Annotated in this window: 15 protein-coding genes; 1 reads left to right on the top strand and 14 read right to left on the bottom strand. The window is 62.9% G+C overall.

The window, feature by feature from the left end; translation table 11 throughout:
* Window positions 1-24 precede the first annotated feature (24 nt).
* The 9 genes from tssJ to tssA are packed head-to-tail and all read right to left on the bottom strand — an operon-like array spanning window position 25 to window position 9,339.
* The gene (gene tssJ, locus OHD62_RS10910) at window positions 25-477 is read right to left on the bottom strand and encodes a type VI secretion system lipoprotein TssJ (RefSeq protein ID WP_263782700.1); all 453 of its coding nucleotides are present in this window, start codon (window positions 475-477) and stop codon (window positions 25-27) included.
* A 3-nt stretch (window positions 478-480) separates the two neighbouring features.
* Window positions 481-1,935, bottom strand: a complete 1,455-nt coding sequence (tagH, locus tag OHD62_RS10905) for a type VI secretion system-associated FHA domain protein TagH (RefSeq protein ID WP_263782699.1) — start codon at window positions 1,933-1,935, stop codon at window positions 481-483.
* Entirely contained in the window at window positions 1,932-3,017 is a 1,086-nt protein-coding gene (tssG, locus tag OHD62_RS10900) for a type VI secretion system baseplate subunit TssG (RefSeq protein ID WP_263782698.1), read from the bottom strand. Before tssG ends, tagH begins: the two co-directional genes overlap by 4 nt.
* Window positions 2,981-4,855 carry a type VI secretion system baseplate subunit TssF gene (tssF, locus tag OHD62_RS10895; protein ID WP_263782697.1) on the bottom strand — a complete coding sequence of 625 codons (1,875 nt, stop codon included), beginning with the start codon at window positions 4,853-4,855 and terminating at the stop codon, window positions 2,981-2,983. The genes tssG and tssF overlap by 37 nt, the downstream gene beginning before the upstream one ends.
* A 1-nt stretch (window position 4,856) precedes the next feature.
* On the bottom strand, window positions 4,857-5,612 hold the full coding sequence (tssE, locus tag OHD62_RS10890) for a type VI secretion system baseplate subunit TssE (RefSeq protein ID WP_263783849.1): 756 nt from the start codon (window positions 5,610-5,612) through the stop codon (window positions 4,857-4,859).
* A complete protein-coding gene (locus OHD62_RS10885) occupies window positions 5,599-6,060 on the bottom strand; it encodes an Hcp family type VI secretion system effector (protein ID WP_008875170.1) in 462 nt (153 codons plus the stop codon). The genes tssE and OHD62_RS10885 overlap by 14 nt, the downstream gene beginning before the upstream one ends.
* 48 nt (window positions 6,061-6,108) lie before the next feature.
* Window positions 6,109-7,617 carry a type VI secretion system contractile sheath large subunit gene (tssC, locus tag OHD62_RS10880; RefSeq protein ID WP_263782696.1) on the bottom strand — a complete coding sequence of 503 codons (1,509 nt, stop codon included), beginning with the start codon at window positions 7,615-7,617 and terminating at the stop codon, window positions 6,109-6,111.
* 3 nt (window positions 7,618-7,620) lie between these two features.
* Window positions 7,621-8,160, bottom strand: a complete 540-nt coding sequence (gene tssB, locus OHD62_RS10875) for a type VI secretion system contractile sheath small subunit (RefSeq protein WP_263782695.1) — start codon at window positions 8,158-8,160, stop codon at window positions 7,621-7,623.
* Between the two features lie 6 nt (window positions 8,161-8,166).
* Complete coding sequence (tssA, locus tag OHD62_RS10870; protein ID WP_263782694.1) at window positions 8,167-9,339, bottom strand: type VI secretion system protein TssA; 1,173 nt, start codon at window positions 9,337-9,339, stop codon at window positions 8,167-8,169.
* A gap of 336 nt (window positions 9,340-9,675) precedes the next feature.
* Here tssA and tssH point away from each other — a divergent pair, with 336 nt between their 5' ends.
* Entirely contained in the window at window positions 9,676-12,441 is a 2,766-nt protein-coding gene (tssH, locus tag OHD62_RS10865) for a type VI secretion system ATPase TssH (RefSeq protein ID WP_263782693.1), read from the top strand.
* A gap of 39 nt (window positions 12,442-12,480) precedes the next feature.
* Here tssH and OHD62_RS10860 read toward each other — a convergent pair whose 3' ends face one another.
* The 5 genes from OHD62_RS10860 to OHD62_RS10840 are packed head-to-tail and all read right to left on the bottom strand — an operon-like array spanning window position 12,481 to window position 17,673.
* Window positions 12,481-14,349 (bottom strand): hypothetical protein, encoded by a 1,869-nt coding sequence (locus tag OHD62_RS10860; protein WP_263782692.1) that lies wholly within the window; start codon window positions 14,347-14,349, stop codon window positions 12,481-12,483.
* Entirely contained in the window at window positions 14,346-14,720 is a 375-nt protein-coding gene (locus OHD62_RS10855) for a putative quinol monooxygenase (RefSeq protein WP_263782691.1), read from the bottom strand. Before OHD62_RS10855 ends, OHD62_RS10860 begins: the two co-directional genes overlap by 4 nt.
* Window positions 14,717-15,796, bottom strand: coding sequence for a Gfo/Idh/MocA family protein (locus tag OHD62_RS10850; RefSeq protein WP_263782690.1), 1,080 nt, complete (start codon window positions 15,794-15,796; stop codon window positions 14,717-14,719). The genes OHD62_RS10855 and OHD62_RS10850 overlap by 4 nt, the downstream gene beginning before the upstream one ends.
* A gap of 4 nt (window positions 15,797-15,800) precedes the next feature.
* Window positions 15,801-16,655 (bottom strand): fumarylacetoacetate hydrolase family protein, encoded by an 855-nt coding sequence (locus tag OHD62_RS10845; RefSeq protein WP_263782689.1) that lies wholly within the window; start codon window positions 16,653-16,655, stop codon window positions 15,801-15,803.
* A 1-nt stretch (window position 16,656) separates the two neighbouring features.
* Entirely contained in the window at window positions 16,657-17,673 is a 1,017-nt protein-coding gene (locus OHD62_RS10840; RefSeq protein ID WP_263782688.1) for a zinc-binding dehydrogenase, read from the bottom strand.
* Window positions 17,674-17,676: the final 3 nt, after the last annotated feature.

The raw sequence follows: 17,676 nt of genomic DNA, 5'->3' as shown, positions 1-17,676 counted from the left end.
ATTGAGCACCCCTTGCCCTGGCCGCTAGGCGGAAATGCCGCCGGCGCCAAGCGTTACGTTGACGGTAAATTGTGATCCCGGCGAGACCGACTTGGTTGTTCGCCAGTTCCTGCCGCCAGGCTCGCGTATCAGTGCAACGAAACCCAGCGCAGTTGCGTCCGGCTCGACGGTAATGATTTTGGTCGCGGTCTTTCCCGGCGCGACTGACATCTGGTCGGATCCGATGAGATCGCCTGCCAGCGCCGAGCCGGCATCCCCCTGCAGCGCGAAATAATCGGCCGAATTGAATTTACCGGTGCTGCGCAGCCGCATCACCAGGACCGTCACTGGCCGATCGCCGCCACCTGGTCCCGGGTTCATGCCGGCCGCGCCGGTCAGGTTGACCGTGATGGCCGATGGCTTTGGCGGACCGCTCTGGCAAGCCGTAAGCAGCCCCGTCGCGCCCAGGGCAATGACGAATTCGCGTCGATCGATCATGTCTCACTCCTCCTCATATGCGTCCCGAAAATCCGCGCCAATTTCACCAAGGAAACTCTTCTCCGCGCTCTCGGCGATTTCACGATGGCGTTTCTGGTAGAGCTCCCACAATCTGGCGCCGCGCCCGCCCGAAAGCAGGGTGCCGATCGCGGAATTCGATTTCAGCTCTTCCTCGATCGCTGCAGGATCAAAACGGTCAATCATTTGCCGCAAGGCGGCCTGCACGCCGCGCCAGGCGCGCACGTGATGTTGCGCGAGATCGCGGACCGCGTCGGCGATTGCGGCTTCGCCGGCGAGAAATCCGGGGCTGCGCTCGGCGATAATGGTCACGATGGCGTCGTCGACCGTCGGCAGAAACTTGAGCGGATTGACCTCGGAGGCTCCGACCATCGTCTGGGCGACGCGAGCACTTCCCTTTTCCTCGGCTCGCTTGCGCAGAAGCTGCATCAGGCCTTCCATCATCAGCCGATATTCGCGACCGAACTTCTCCATTTCCGCGGCGGTATCGCGCCCTGGAAAATCGGCTTCCTCGATGCCCATGCCACGCAGGAACGCCGTGCGAAGTGCCATGTCATCCTGCGCCCCCGGCGGCCGGGCAGGTTTGGGAGCAGCGCCCGTTCTCGGTGGAGGAGGCGCCTCTGCCGGTTGCGCAGGCAGGTCCCAGGGGTTGGCGGATTGCGGTCTTTCAGCGACACGTTCGCGCTGACCGGACGAACCGGCGCCCTTCCCAAGACCGGGGGATGCGGCCGGCCCGAAACCGAAATCGTCATCGAATTCAGATGACTTTCGCGGCACGGACTCGGTTGCACCGTTGCGGGAAGGCACTGGGTCTAGGCTGAATGGGTCCGCGAGGCTTGGCGCACCCCGTGGTTCGGGATAGGCAGCGCCTTTTGGCGCGGGCGTTGATACCGGGTCGAGGCTGAATGGATCGTCGAAGGCAGGCGAACTGCGCTGGTTGGCGCGCTCGAACGCTCCTGGAACTGGCTGCTCGAACGGGTTCGGCAGATCGGCGGGACGTGGTCGTCGCGGCTCTTCTTCGACCGTGGCTGAAAAGAAGTCATCGCGGCCGATGCTTATCGGTGCTCGGGATGCAGGCGGGGAGCGTTCCGGAACCGATTGGCTGGCGGCGGACGCTTGGGCGGCCGTCTGCAGGTCGACGTATATGATGTAATCGCCCAGACGCAGCCGCATGCCGTTTTGCAGACGCGCCGAATTGCCGGCACCAAGCGGGCTGTCGGAGTCGTTTATGAACAACCCGCTGCTCGACGTGTCGGTGACGAAATATCCATCTCGCCCGCCAGTGATCTTGCAGTGGGCACGTGAAACGAACATGTCGGGATCGTCGATCTGCCAGCCCGCGTCCGCGCTGCGGCCGATCACCAGCTCACCCTCGTCCAGCCGGGTCTGCCGTTCCGCCTGGCTGCGTGGCCCTTGTTCCAGCGTCAGCAGCAGACTCATGCCGCGACCCCCGCCATTTCCGGCCGCCAGCCGACAATTGTCCGCAGCCGCATATCGTCAGCATCGCCCCTTTCAGCTGGCCGTGCAAGCCAGGCGGTTCGGCCAAGCTGTACCGTTCCAATACGGGGCGGCGGCACAGCCTCGCGCGCGAGCACGATCCGCAGATCGACGTCGAGCGCTTCCCCGACCATGTCGCGAACGGCCTGCTTGAACAGTTTCAGGCGCTGACCACCCGGCAGGAAGGCCTTGAAGTCCTCATATCCTACCGGTCCGACGCGGAGTTCGATCCGGCTTTGGCGGTTGAAGACGCGCGGGCCGATCGTCGCTCCGCGACCGAGCGCAGCGTAGGCTTTGCCAAGGCCAGTCTGAAGCATGGCCGGTATGGTTATCCAAGCGGCGACGAACTCCTTGATCTGGACCGGCACCTTGAACGCTTCCGCCAGGAACAGCGTCAGCCGCTCCGGGCCGTCGACCTGGCTGGCGAGCGAAGCGGCCTGGCGAAGCTTCACCGTGTCGAGATCGGGATTGCGGGTGCCGGGAAGTCCGATCCCCGCCATGGCTTCAAGCATGGCGCGGACGCGGCCGCCAACCGCGCGTTCCACCTGTACCGCAGGGTGCGCATCCGCCCAGGCCCTATAGTATAGCGCAATCATGCGGTGCTGAAGAATGTTGACGAAGTCCACGAAGGTCGTGTCGCTGATCTGCTGCGCATCGGCGCCGGTGAACCAGCGCTGCGACAGACGATCGAGCACCCAGCGCGTCAGATGCAGCGGCAAGGGGCCTTCCGGTCCCATCAATCCGAGATTTGCAACCGTGACGCGGGCCGGGGTCCTGTCCGTCCCCGGCGTCTTGTCTTTCGCTTCGCGGAACTCAACCACGTCCCTTGCGGAAAAGCTGAGACGCACATGCTGCCCGAGCCTTGCAGGTTCGCGATCCGGCTGGCCGGAATAGCCGAACAGCCCGCCCCTCCGTTCGAGCCGACGCAACAGTTCGAAGAAGTCGAACGTTTCAGAAAGCCCTTCGGCTCGGTCCAGGTCGAACGTGTCTAGATCAGGTAGCGATTGCCGGGCGTCATCGGCCATGGCACATCCTCCTGCTTCTGCAGCAGCCGCGTGCGGGTCCGCACAAAGCCGTTTATTCCGGCGTGACGGGCAAACAGCCGTGCAAGCAGGGCCGAAAGCAGCAATGTGCTTTGCCCCGCCAGTACCGACTGGTCCACATGCAGCGTCACTTCCGTGCCTCGTCCGAAGCACATCGGCCCGTCGATCTGCAGCCGTTCGATGACCGAGCGCGAGTCGATGCGAACGATCGAGTGCACATTGCGGGCGAGGCTCGGATCTCCCCGGTCGGCGTAAAGATCGAGCAGCGCATGCAGCGGATCGACTCCGCGACCTTCCTTGGCAAGGCTGAGAAAGTTGAGCGCGAGTTGCGCCACCAGTCGCCAGGCGAGATTGTCGGCGCGGGACTCGTGCTCGGCGCCCGACGGCAGCGCTGCGGGGATAGCCGGCTGCGGCGGGCGCAGCGCGCCGAGAAGCCTGACCGCTTCGACCGGATCGCCTGTCTCCAGCGTCAAGGTCGGGTTGTCGTCGAGTATCGGCAGATCGCGATTGGTGCAAAGCGCCATGACGTCGAGACGCTTCAGCGGCCGGTTCGCAGGGCTTCCGACCGGACGTGAAATCGCCAGGAAGACATCATCTCCGGTGTATGAAGTGCGGGTCAGTCCGTCGCGCCGTTCATCCTCGGTGGCCCGGCGAGGGCGCCGTTCGGTTGAATAGACCCAGCCACTGCCGCGGTTTTGCCCCAGGCTGAAGAGTTCGGGAATTTCGGCTTCGTTGCCCTCAGTATCGGCATCCTCGACGCGGGTGACCCGGTAGATTTCGAAATCCCGCGCCCGGGTGCGGTCGGCGTGCAGCACCTGCCGCGTCCTGCGGGGGTCGAGCTCGATGACGTTGCACTCACGCTCGAACAGATTGATGATCGGGGTTGCGAAGAGCTCGAAATCGGCCGCCGTCACGTCGGCAAGCTCTGGCACCGGACGCCGAAACATGAAGATGATCTCGATCCCGGCCTCACACCTGCGCACGACGGGTTGCAGCCCTGAAACCCGTACATAGTGGAAGCGCTCGGGCATCATGAAATACTCGCGCAGCAGACGGTACCCTTCGAATGTCGGACGGGTACGAGGCATCAAGGCCTCATCGTCGCTGATGCCGACCATTTCGGGTCCCGGCAGGGCCGATAGAGGGTTGGTCTTGCCTTCGGCGCGTGCACCAACAGCCGAGCAGGCGCCGAAGATCGCGTCAAACAAAAGTGGCGCTTTGGTGCGCCCGGCAAAATAGAGATCAAGCCGGTCGAGCGCCAGTTCGTTGAGCTTGCCCTTTCCGGTCCGAGCCAGCGCGATGCGAAACGCCGCCTCGCTGCCCACACCGCCGATCGGCCTTATGCCGGCCGCCGCCAACGCGCTGCGATCCTGAAAATAGCCGACCGAAGTGATCGCTATCGGCCAGAGCGTCATTTCCTGGGCGGTGGTGAATGTACAGCGGGTCGACAGGCCGGGTTGCAGGCTGGACACCAACCGCGTGTCCCGCTTGACGACATGGCCTGCAATCATCGACTGGACCTGCTGGCCGGGCCTCAAAACCGCCATCGCCGTTGCCGGCGCCGGCGTGACCAGATCGGGATAGAGGACATCGAGCACGCTGCGCGAAAACCGCGAGCGCTCGGCATCGACCTTCAGCCGGGTGCGCGCAGCGAGAAAAGCAACGCCGTCAAGCAGCCGCTCGACATATGGATCCGGACACGGGACCGTGTCGAGCGAAAGATTGCGCGCCACAGCCGGATGCATGTCGGCAAATTCCGCCGCCAGTGCACGGATGTGGGTCAGTTCCTCCTCATAATATTCTACGAAGACCCGATCCATCTCAGGTCTCCCCGAACTCGGTCCGCGCCAAGCCGTTGTCGAGATTGATCGTGGTGCGCAGGCGCATCCGTTCCGGCGTCGGCGTCATGATCAGCACAGCGTCTATCTCGATCTTCAGGCCCACGCTTTTATCACCAAGGGTCACCGTTACCTTTGTCGCGCTTTCCTTGAGACGTGGCTCGAATGTGGCGAGGATGGAACGGATCTCGCGTGCCAGGGTTTCGCGATCAAAGTCGCGGGACGAACGGCCCGAAAACGAAGGCACGCCGTAATTGACCACACTTCGACGCACCTCCGGAAAATCGGCCAGCGATGGCGGGTTGTCAGCGGCCTGTTCGTTCTCGAGATCGGAAAGAAGCGGAACGGCCTCGAAACGCTCGGTGTTGAACAAAGCCTCGATGTCGCGTCGCACAGCCTCCCTGAGGACACGGGCCGATACGACCACGCCGCGGCTTTCGATCTCCGCGCGATGTTGGGTTTGAAAGATCAGGCGATGCAGACGCTGCTTCTGATCGGATGTGAGCTCGGCGTCGGCGTCGATGATCCGCGGGCTCCCCGCAACGAGGATGTCCAGCCGGTCCGCGCCAAGCTCGTCCTGCAAGACTTGGCGCAGCCCGTCTATTTCCGAGGTCACGCCCGGCAGGTCATTGACGAGGCGGTCCCAAAGAGAGGGCTGGACCGCTTCGCGTTTCGCTCGCGAACTGCCGGTAATCTGTAGCTTGTCCGCGCCGGGCCGCCGGGCCTCACTTGCCGACATAGACATCCATTTCGATTTCGTCGTCCTTGTCATAGACGAACTTGATCTTCTTGTAGGCGAAGCTGACCTCCTCCTGGATAAGGTCTTCCTCGTCCTCGGCCTGCGACATGTCGTATTCCATGATCGAGGCGTCGGTCAGGGTGACGACCAGGTAGTCGCTGGTCTCGCCATCGATTGTCCGGCGTGCGGAGAACACAACTTCGTCCAGCGCCTTGTTGTCGAACAGCGCCTTTTTCAAATAAGGCGACGACTTGTCATAGTGCTTGGTGAACTTGATCATGCCGAGGGACACACGACCGCGACGCGAGAGCGAATTCGGATCGTATGGCGCGACTATCTTGTAATCGACACCGTGGACTTCGATTTCATCTTCGTGGCCGTCTCGAACGCTTGGGCCTTTGATATCCGGAACCTTTAAAAAGCCATCGATCTTCACTGTTGTGGGCATTGTCTTTCTCCACCGCTTTCAAACAAAACAAGATGATGCTGCTGCTAATCAAGTCTTCACGGACGGTAGTTCCGACACCAGCCGGAGCGAGGCGTTGATGCCTTCCAGCTGATAGTGCGGACGCAGATAGAAGCGGGCATTGTAATAGCCCGGCCGTCCCTCCACGCTGTCCACCTGGACCTCTGCGGCTGCAAGGGGGCGCTTGGCGCGCGCCTTGTCGTCGGCAAAGGCCGGATTGGCCAGCACATATCGGTTGATCCATTCGGTCAACCAGATCTGCATGTCAGAGCGTTCCTTGAACGACCCGATCTTGTCGCGCGCGATTGCCTTGAGGTAGTGCGCGAAACGCGAAACCGGGAACAGGTAGGGCAAGTTCGCGCTCAGCCGCTCGTTCGACTGGGCATCCGGGTCGACCAGCCGCCCGGCGCGGGTCTCGTCGTCCTGTAGCGAATGCGCGCCGATGAAGGCCGCGAGATCGGTATTCTTCCGGTGTAGGATCGGCATCAGGCCAAGCTTGGCGAGCTCCGCCTCGCGCCGGTCGTCGATGGCGACCTCCGTCGGGCATTTCATCGCGATCGATCCGTCGTCGGTCGGGAAGCTGTGCACCGGCAGGTTGAGCACCGTGCCGCCATTCTCGACGCCGCGGATCTGCGTGCCCCAGCCGTAGAGCTTATGGCTGCGGTTGATGTTGACGCCCATCGGGAAGGCGGCATTCATCCAGACATATTTGTTGTGATCGCCCTCCACCTCCTCCTCGAAGGTGAAGCCCTTCACCGGAACGGTATCGGTGCCGTAGGGCAGCCGCGCCAGCACGCGCGGCATGGTGAGGCCGATGTAGCGCGCGTCCTCGCTCTCGCGCAGCGATTGCCAAGAGGCATAGGCAGGGTTCGATACGATCATCTGCAGGTCCTGTGGATTAGGCAGTTCCTGCCAGCTGTCCATGCGGAACAGGCGCGGCGAGGCGGCGGCGATGAACGGCGTATGCGCGGAGGCGCAGACACCCGACATATTGCGCAGCAGGCCGACGTCGCGCGGATGGTTCGAGAATTCGTAGGCACCGACCAGGCAACCGATCGGCTCGCCGCCCAGCATCGAATACTCGTCCGTGTAGACCTTCTTGAAGATCGGGCTCTGGTCCCACATCTGGCCTTCATAGTCTTCGAGCGTGTCGGCCAGCTGCTCCTTGGAAATGTTCATCACCCGGATCTTGAGGTGCTTCGCGTCCGTCTCGGTGTTGTTGATGAGATACCAGAGGCCACGCCACGTGCCCTCCATTTCGCGCACTTCCGGCGCGTGCAGGATCTCGTTGACCTGCGTCGTCAGCATCTTGTCGATGCCTGCGATCAGCGACTTGATCGACTTGATCGCATTGGACGAAATGGTGGTGGTGTCGGAACGGGATTGCGCGGCCAGTGCCAGATTGCGCACGAGTTGCTGCAGCTTCTCGCTGTCGTCTTTCTTGACCTTGAAATCCTTCTCCAGCAGCCCGCTGAATTCTCCGAGGTCTATTGCTTCCGCCTCAGCGGTGGCGGCTGCGGTTTTTTGCTGTTCGGCCATGACTTACTCCCCAGCCTTGTCGTCGTCGGACATCGCCTGGCTAGCGATCTTGCTCAGCAGCGGCTCGTTGTTGAGAAGTTGCGCTATCCGCTTCTCGGCATCGACCCGACCATCCATGAAGCCGAGCAGTTCCTCGAGCTGACGACGCATTTTGAGGATCTCGGCCAGTTGCGGAACCTGCTCCGCGATCTTGTCCGGGGCGAAATCGCCCATCTTGGTGAAGGTGAGGTCAAGCGCCAGTTCCTCGTCGCGCTCCTGGCCTTCGACTTGCGGCAGCGTGTTTTTCACCCGCGCCTTCACCCGCGGCCCGAGCGCTTCCATGAACTTGGGGAAGCGGTTCGCGTCGGTCTCGACGAAGGCGCGGTCGAGCACTGACTTCATCGCCTCCCTGGTCTGCGAGGCGCCGGAAAGATCGGCCATCACCCCCATGACGAACGGCAATTCGATTGTCGTCGGGCTGCCGTAGGTTTCAACGTCGTAGGCGATCTGTACGCGCGGGGCGCGATTTCGTTCGATGACCTTCGCTTTGCTTTCGGCTGGCATGTGTTGTTACCTTTCATCCTTCTGGGCCGCCTTCTTGGCATCGGGAACGCCGGCAAGGAGCCGGAATTCCTTCAGCCCCGACGGGGCGAGGTCTTCCATCAGTTCAACGAAATCCATGTGCACCATTCGCCGCACGCGCCGCGCCAGATGCGGGATCGGGCTCGACGGTTCGGTGCGGTCATAGAAGGCGACGACGAGGTCGAGGCATTTGACGACGTCGTCGCGGGACGAGATCCGGTCGGGCAGGCCGCTGCTGCCGGGCTCCGCGTAGCTTGCCACACTTGCCATCGTATCGGCTCCATGACCGTTTCGAACAGGCGTTGCCGGGTCCGCAGGCGCCGAAACTGGCTTTGCGGCGCCATTCGCGGTGGCGCCGGCGGCCGAGTTTCGTTCGAGGGTCGTCAGCAAACGCTGCAGAAATCGTTTTAATTCCGGAACGGTGGCGCCGCTGCCCTCGATGCGGGCATTGAGGGCCGTCTCCACCGCCTCCAGGGCCGCGATCGCGGCGCGTGCATCGGTGACAAGCGACGTCATCTCCGCGCCGGCCTGGTCGATTTGTGCGGCGCATGCGCTGCGCACACGGTTCACCAACTGGCTGTGCGCGCTCGCCAGAGCCGCTTTTTCGGTCGCGTTCAGTCCCGAGGACGCCTCCTGAAGCATGACGCGCTCGTCGAGCGCGCCCTTCTCCAGGTCCTCGCCGAGGATCGGGCCGATTGCACGCGGCGCGAAAAAAGTCAGTTTCCGCAGATCCTTGAGCAGGCCATCCTGGCTGTTCTGGAGATCAGTCAGCGCATTGATGCGGCGCAGGGCCGCGTCGCGGGGCGTAGCACCGGATCGCAGGGCCGGGTGCATGGTTGCCCAATGCTGATCGAAGGTCTGCGCTATGAGGGTCAGGCCTTCAGCCAGCCCGGCCAACCGATACTCGTTGGTCAGAGCACGCGTGACGACGACGAGGAGGCGCAGGTCCCGGCCATGTGGGCGCAGCTCTTCGGCCTTGGCGAGCACGGCGGGCCAGTCGATCGGAACATCAACTTCGGTGTTTTTGCTTCCTTGAAACTCGACCTTTTTCTGCTGTTCCGTCAGGCGCTCCAGCTCGTGGAAAGCCGGGTCGTTGCGCAAATCCTCCCCGGACGGATTCTCACCGTCGACAGGATTGAGCCAGAGTGCGAGATCAATCACACCAACCCCCAGCTAGCGGCCCTGAGACCCCTGAGTGACGCAACGTTATCACAGGCTTTCACTTTATCACAATTAAGCAGTTGCTCAAAAACTAACAGAAGCTGAACACGGCTGTTTACCTTCGCCGAAACCCGTCGCGCGATCGCCGGACCGTGTATGTGAAATGCTTCGCATAGATGGGACGCAATCCGGTGTTTGTTGCGCCGGGATACGGCATACCACCTGACCGGGAGACGCCGGGTGGGTCGGCATCCAGGCGGCTCATCCATCACATGCTTTGTCAAGCAGCGGCTTATATGGCAGGGTATCGATTGCAAGATCTCGGGAGCACGTTCAATGGAACAGCGCCGGTCATCGCAAAGCGTCAAACGCAAGGAGCTGGTCGGTAAGCTCAATCCTGTCTGCGTGCGTGCCTTCAAGGCTGCGGCCGATACCGCCAAGCTACGCGGCAATCCTTACGTCGAACTCGTCCATTTCATCGAACAACTGGTGCTTTCCGATCGCTCGGATGTGCAAATGATACTTGCCGATGCGGGAGTGGACGCAAGCCGGCTTACCGCCGACATGACCCGCGCCGTCGACAAGCTGCCTTATGGCGCGACTTCGATCGAGGAATTCTCCGACCATATCTTTCATGCCATCCAGGAGGGCTGGAACCTGGCAGGGCTGGAGTTCAACGTCGAGGAGGTCCGCAGCGCCTATATTCTCCTGGCTTGTCTGAAGACGCCGGTGCTGGAAGGCCTGCTGTCGAAAATCAGCGGCGAGTTTGACAAGATCGATGCCGACGGGGTCATTGCGCGGTTCGCCGACGTGGTGGAGGGGTCGCTCGAAGCTGGCGCACCCGCAGCAGCGGCCGCCGCCGAGACGCCTAGGCGGGCGCCGGGCGGGGACTCGGCGCTGGCGAAATATGCCACCGACCTGACCCAGCGTGCCCGCGATGGCAAGATCGATCCGGTCGTCGGCCGCGATCCGGAGATCAGGCAGATCGTCGACATCCTGATGCGACGCCGGCAAAACAACCCGATCCTGACCGGTGAGGCGGGGGTCGGCAAGACGGCAGTCGTCGAAGGCTTTGCCTTACGCATTGCCGAGGGCGACGTGCCGCCCACGTTGCAAGGCGTCAGCGTGCGCATGCTCGACGTTGGATTGATGCAAGCTGGGGCAAGCGTAAAGGGAGAGTTCGAAAAACGGCTGAAGGCCGTTATCGATGAGGTTCAATCGTCCGAAACCCCGGTCATCCTGTTCATTGACGAAGCCCATACCTTGATTGGCGCGGGCGGCGCGGCTGGAACGGGCGATGCGGCCAACCTGCTGAAACCGGCGCTGGCGCGCGGCGAACTTCGCACCATCGCTGCAACGACCTGGGCCGAATACAAGCAGCACATCGAGAAAGACCCGGCGCTGACGCGCCGCTTCCAGGTGGTCAAGATCGATGAGCCGTCCGAGGCGGTGGCCGTTCTCATGCTGCGCGGTGTGGCCGGCGTCCTGGAGCAGCACCACAAGGTGCAGATACTTGATGAGGCGATCGAGGCGGCGGTCGGCCTGTCGCACCGCTACATCCCGGCGCGGCAATTGCCGGACAAGGCGGTTAGCCTTCTCGACACAGCCTGTGCCCGCGTCGCGATATCGCAGCATGCCACCCCGGCCGAGGTCGAGGATATTCTGCGCCGCCGCCAGGCACTGGAGGTCGAGCGCGGCATCATCGGCCGCGAGGCCGCGATCGGCATCGAGGTGACCGGTCGGCAGGCTCGGGTCGAAACGGGGCTTGCCGAAACCGAAGGTACCCTTGCTGCCGCGCAAGCACGTTGGGAGCGGGAAAAGGCGCTGGTTGCCGAGATACTCGAACTGCGCGCCAGGCTGCGCGGCGAGGGCGTGCCGCTCGATGAAGTGGCAACAGAGGAGGCGGGCACCGCAACAGCAGGCCCGGATGCAACCGAGACCGAAGTGTCTGAGACCGAAACGCCTGCGACCGAGGCGAAGGCAACAGCGACCACCGATCCTCCACCAATCGATCCGGCCGCCGATCTCGAACGGCTGCGCGAACTGATGGCTGAACTCTCCGAGGCGCAGGGCGAGACGCCGCTGATCCTGCCTTCGGTCGACCGCAATGCGGTGGCGGCCGTGGTTCAGGACTGGACCGGTATCCCGACGGGACGGATGCTGTCGAGCCAGACCGAAAAGGCGCTGCGGCTCGCCGCAACCTTGTCCGAACGGGTGGTCGGCCAGGATCATGCCATGGAGATGATCGCCAAACGTGTGCAGACCAGCCGCGCCGGGCTGGGCGCGCCGGAAAAGCCGGTAGGCGTGTTCCTGCTCTGCGGTCCCTCGGGCGTCGGCAAGACCGAAACCGCGCTGGCCCTGGCCGAAACGCTCTATGGCGGCGAGCAGAACCTGATCTCGATCAACATGTCCGAGTTCCAGGAGGCGCATACCGTCTCCACCCTGAAAGGCGCGCCGCCCGGATATGTCGGCTATGGCAAGGGTGGCATCCTGACCGAGGCGGTCCGGCGCAAACCCTATTCGGTGATCCTGCTCGACGAGGTCGAGAAGGCGCATCCGGACGTGCACGAAATCTTCTTCCAGGTTTTCGACAAGGGGATGATGGACGACAGCGAGGGCCGCCGGATCGATTTCAAGAACACGCTGATCCTGCTCACCTCCAATGTCGGCTCCGAGGTCATCATGGATCGGACCAGGAACGGCACCGCGCGCGCCGGGCTTGACGATCTCGACACCGCCCTGCGCAGCCCGCTGCTGAAGGTTTTCCCGGCGGCCTTCCTCGGCCGTGTCGTGACCATTCCTTACTACCCGCTTTCGGACACGATGATCGAAGCGATCACCCGCCATCAGTTCGCCAAGATCGCTCGCCGGCTGCGGGCAACCAACGATGCCGAGTTGGTGATCGGTGACGGTGTCATGGAGCTCGTCAAGGCCCGCTGCACCGAGATCGAATCCGGCGGGCGAATGATCGACGCCATTCTGACAAACACGCTTCTGCCGGAATTGAGCCGCGGGGTGCTGAACCGGTCCCTCGAGGGCGAAAAGATGACGAGGGTGACTGTCGGAGCCTCCGAAGGAGGTTTCACCTATTCTTTCGAATAGCTCAAAAACGCGCTGTCGCACTCGCCGGGGATTCGGCAATCATATTACATTGCCAGGGGATCCACATTGAAGAAGGGCCGATCGATAGGGGCCTAATAACCAATTATGACTTGATCTCGCAAGGTTGGCATTTCTATCCACGATGCCCTCCAAATGCATGCTCGGCGGGATGAGCACGTCGACCGAATCCGGCGTAAGATTTACCACCAAAATGCGGATGCGTTCGCCTAGACGGTAGGCGACGGCAGTTATAGCCGGATGATTGACGAAAACCTCGTAGCGCGGGGCACCGGCCGCCGAAGCGAGTTCGGTATGGACAGCCTGCAACGGCCGCCGGCGGGCGTGATCATCCAGAAGCCCAAAAGGTCCGGTCGGCGCTGCCATGATAAGGTGATCGACCCCAGCAACTGCAGCCTGCGCCGCGACACCGACCGCGAAAGCTGCTCCGAACAACGCGCCGTGCCGGGGGTCCTCGCCCGCAGCAGGTGTTCGGACACGAGCTGGATTTGCCGACACATCGTTACCATAGGGATTGTGCCGCATGCCGATCGTGCAGGGGCCGAGCCAGATCGCCTTGTCCGGACATAGGCGACGCGCCGAAGCGATGACCGAGGGATAGACGCTCAGCGTCTCCATAACCGAGAGATCGTCGGCCGCGTGAACGATGGCAACGTTGCCGAAGAAGACGAAATCGGCGTCGCCGGTCGGCGGGTTGCGATTGAATTCCGTGAACAGGGACGGCGTCCCGGCACCAATGGCGGCGCGTATCCCGGTCGCCCTGAGCGCATCCACGAACTCGCTGATCGGCTGTTCACCTGTTGGCACCAGGTTCGACGGTCGTGCCCTGAATTCGCGTCGTGGTGAAACCAGCACGGCGCTCGGTTCGATTTCCGACGCGCGGATCGCATTGACAACGGCCTTCGCCTCAGTCTCCGGATTGACGGCATCAAGGATTGCCTCGATCGCGGGGCGTGCGCCGATCGAGGCGGCAAGACCGGCCGCCTCGCGCAGCACGTGCGCGTCGTGGCCGCGCGCGCCGTCGAAGCGGATGATGATATCCTGCGCGGGACCGAGCTGTGCGGCGCCGGCCAGGGCAGAGGGCAGATCGTCGGGATCGAGAAACAGGGCCATGGACGGCATCCGCCCGATCGGACCGCCCAGCGTCAGGGTGGCCTTTGAAGCCATTCCAGGCCGGGTTGGCAAGGCCTTGGCCTCGATGGAGACCGTGACGCGCTGGCTGTCCTTCGAACCTTTGGTGATGACATAGGGGCGCGGCTTCGACAGCGGACGGACATAGGTCTTGAACGAGGCATCGGTCCAGTTGCGCTGGTCTTCCATCTCGAAGGCGTCGCCTTCCATGGCCACGATGCAAATGATGCCGGGCGCCGGCTCATGCGTCAGCGCGCTGATGTCGAAGGCCGGCTGGTCGGGGCTGATCGCCTCGGGAAAGACCGTCTCCTCAATCCGCCCGTCGCTGTGTCGGATGGTCAGCCGCCCGCCTGCGGCCTCTGAGGGATGGAGTACGACGAAACCGGTGCGATTGGTTGGAAAGTCGGTGAGGGCGACGCCTTCCGCTTCCAAAGTCAGCACGCCGGACGCTTTGCCCGTTATTTTCATCCGGTAGGAAAACCTGCCCTGCGCACCGTTGCACAACCCGTCATAAGTGACCTTGAACGCCGCCTTGTGCTCCGAAATAAGCAGGTTCGTAAGCTCGGCCTTATATGTTCCCCAGGACGCGTCGCGCGCCAGATAGTTGATCGCGCGCACCACTTCGACGCCGGCAAAGCAGATTGTGCGAAGATTGCCGTCTTCGAGGATCGCGGTGAGCGGTCCGGCGGTAAGCATTCGGCGCTCGGCGGCCCGTTCGTCGGTGCCGAACAGGTCGAGCCTGGTGGCTTCGCCGCTCACGTCGCTTCCCTGACCTTGGCGTTTTCCTCCACCCGATAGGCGACGACGGTCTTGCTGATTACCAGATCGCGCGAGCGTTGGTCGAACTGACGGAAATGGTCCGAGGCGAGATGCAGGTCGAAAGCCGCGCGGTCCCGGTAGATCTCGTAGAGCAAGACATGGCTGGAGGCGGCCGCGTCCGCCGGCGTCAGCACATCAAAGCGCAGGCAGTCCGGCTCGAGCGCGACGGAGAGCGACGCATTCTCCGTAACCAGCCGGTGGAACTCGGGAAAGGCGCCTTCGAGAAGCTCGAACGCGACGGTGATCGCGAAAGCGGCGGCGCCAAGCCTTTCCTTGCCTCGTCTTTGCGCCCCTTCACGACCTGCCGTCATTGCGCCCTCCGGCTTTTTGAGGCGGCGGCGACATTTTCTTCCCACTGCGCCGGAGCGATCGCCCGGTGTTCCGCGGCCGCGCGGTAGGCTGCATCAACGAGTGCGTATGTCCTGAGATTGTCTCGCCCCGATGTTTCGGCAGGTGCGCCGCGCTTGAGGCAGTCAAGGAAATGGCTGCAGGCGACGAACGCGCCTTCCTGCGCGACATGCCAGGGTTGGCTGGTCCACGAGCGCAGCGGCGAGCCGATATCTTCCTCCGTCACTTCGCCCTGTCTGGTGACTCGCATGCGCAATCCCGGCCGGACGACGATCGAGCCCTTGTCGCCCTCGATCTCCACCAGCGTTTCCGGGAACGGATCGGGGTCGCGCCGCGCCTCATAAGTGCACTCGACGACGCTGACGGCACAACTCGCGTGGCGCAGCAGCATCGTCGCCGTGTCCTCGGCCTTCACCTTGGGATTGCGGCGCTGGGTCTCGCAGGAAATGCGCTCGGCTTCGCCCAGGAAATAGCGCGCAAGGTCGAGCATGTGGATGCCGACATCGGCAATCGCCAGCCGTTCCTCGTCATAGAAATATGGCTGCGTGTGATAGACGTCGAAGCCGGTTCGAAACGCTATCCGAGCCCAGCTCGGCGTGCCGATGGCGCCGCTGTCGATCACGCGTCGGACATGCCGCATCGGCGTCTGGAAGCGGAAGTTCTCGTGAACCGCGAGCCAGACGCCGGCCTTTTCGGCTGCATCGACGACGGCGACGCAGTCCTCCCAGGTTGGAGCAAATGGCTTTTGCACAATGGTGGCAACGCCTTTGCCTATCGCCAGTTCGCAGAGCTCCCGGTGCGTGTCGTGGCGGGTGACAATGTCTACTGCGTCGAGCCGCTCGGTCGTAAGCATGGTGGCTGCGTCCGTATAAAACGGGACGCCGATGCTATGTCCGGCTGCTTGCGCCTTGCCGGCATCGACATCGCAGACCGCGGCCAGCACCGCGCCTTCGCTCGCAAGCTCCTTCCACGCATGCAGATGGTTCTGCGCGTAGAAGCCGCAGCCGATCACGCCGATCCGGATCGCCCCCGTGGTCATGTCCTTATCCTGCGACGATGGGCGTTCTGAGGACGCCGATGCCGTCGGCCTCGATCTCGACGACGTCGCCGGCCTTCATGAAGATTGGCGGCTTCTGGAAGATGCCGACGCCGGCCGGTGTCCCCGTCGAGACGATGTCGCCGGGTTCGAGCGGAATGTACTGCGACAGGAAGGAAATCAGTTGTGGCAGCGAAAACAGCCAGTCCGAGGTGCTGCCGTCCTGCAGCGTCTTGCCGTTGAGCCGCGTCTTCAGCGCGACATTGTCCGGATGCGGCATTGCGTCTGATGTGACGATGCAGGGGCCGATCGGTGCGAAGCCGGCAAAGTTTTTGCCGATGGTGATCTGGTTGTCCTTGAATTGCACGTCGCGCGCCGAAATGTCGTTGAGCAGCGTATAGCCGAAGATCGCCGGCATCACCTCGGCTTCATCAGCCTTGTGCAGCTCCTCGCCGATGACCGCCGAGAGCTCCACCTCGTAATCCATCTGCTCGGTTCTATTTGGCTTTTCGACCGGCACATCGGGCCCGATCACCGAGGTCGGCAATTTGGTGAAGAAGAACGGCTCGGTCGGCATTTTCGCGTTGGGATTCTCCTCGGCATGGCCCTTGTAGTTGATGCCCGAGCACAGCACCTTGCCCGGCCGGATTGGGGCTTCCAGCCTCACATCGGCGAGCGCATAACGCGGTGCCTTGGCGAGACCGGCGCGGATGCGGTCCAGCATCTGCTTGCCGCCAAGCACGACCTCCATCACGTTTTCTGCAAGGCCGGCCTCGGTCAGGCAGGCGACGTGGTCGCCGTCGAGAACACCGGCATGATGTTCATGGCCTCCCTTGCGGTGGGAGAAGGTAACGAGTTTCATTCTAGTCCTCCGAAAGGAATACGGCCTTGTGCAGGGCCATTGGATTGTCGGCGAGTTTCCTAAAGACGCCGGCTGCTTCGCCGAGCGCGAAGGAACTTGCGATTCTGGGATAGTGGATCTTGCCGGAGGCGAGCAGGTCCAGCGCCTCGGGAAAACAGTCGACCGAGGCGCGCGAGCCGAGGATCGTCACTTCCTTGCGGGTGAAGTCGAGGCCGGGGAAGGTGATGCCTTGTCCCTTCTTGACCAGTCCGAGGATGACGATGCGCCCGCCTGCGGCGACGAGATCGATGGTCTGCTCCATTGCCGGCGCAGCACCCGTCGCCTCCATGACCACCGGCATACCTTCGCCATTGGTGAGTTCGAGCACGCGTTCCAGCAAGCCGGCGCCGCCGGCAATCGGGATCGCGCCAAGATCGGCCGCGGTCGACAGGCGCTCGGCCGAGAGATCCGTAGCATAGACCTTTGCGCCATGCGCGCGCGCCACCTCGACGATGGCCAGCCCGATCGGCCCGGCGCCGAGCACGAGAATCATGTCCTGCGCGCTGACCATGCCGCGGCGGCAGCCCTGCACCCCGATAGCCACCGGCTCGGCGAACGCCGCTTCGAAGTCGGTCAGCCCATCCGGCACGACATTAAGATTTCCGCCCGGCGCCGTCACGAAATCGGCGAAGCCACCCTCGCGATGGACTCCGACAATGGCGAGATTGGCGCAGCAATTGCGCTTGCCCACCCGGCACGGATAGCAATAGCCGCAGCCGATGAACGGGTCTACGACAACGCGTGTGCCGATGGCCGGACCGCTGGCGCCGGGGCCATAGGCCTCGACCACGCCGGATATCTCGTGGCAGCCGATCCGGGGATAGCTCACATAGGGGTTCTTGCCGGTGTAGATGTAGAGGTCGCCGGCGCAAAGTCCGGCAGCCTTGACCCGGACCAGCGCCTCTCCCGCCTGCGGCTCGGGCTTCGGCGCCTCGGCCATGCGGATCGAAAACGGCGCGTCGAAGATCACTGCACGCATTTG

The organism is Mesorhizobium sp. YC-39, from assembly GCF_025753795.1.
Classification (GTDB): domain Bacteria; phylum Pseudomonadota; class Alphaproteobacteria; order Rhizobiales; family Rhizobiaceae; genus Mesorhizobium.
The sequence above is the reverse complement of the archived record's forward strand: the minus strand, read 5'-3'. Positions and strand labels throughout refer to the sequence as shown.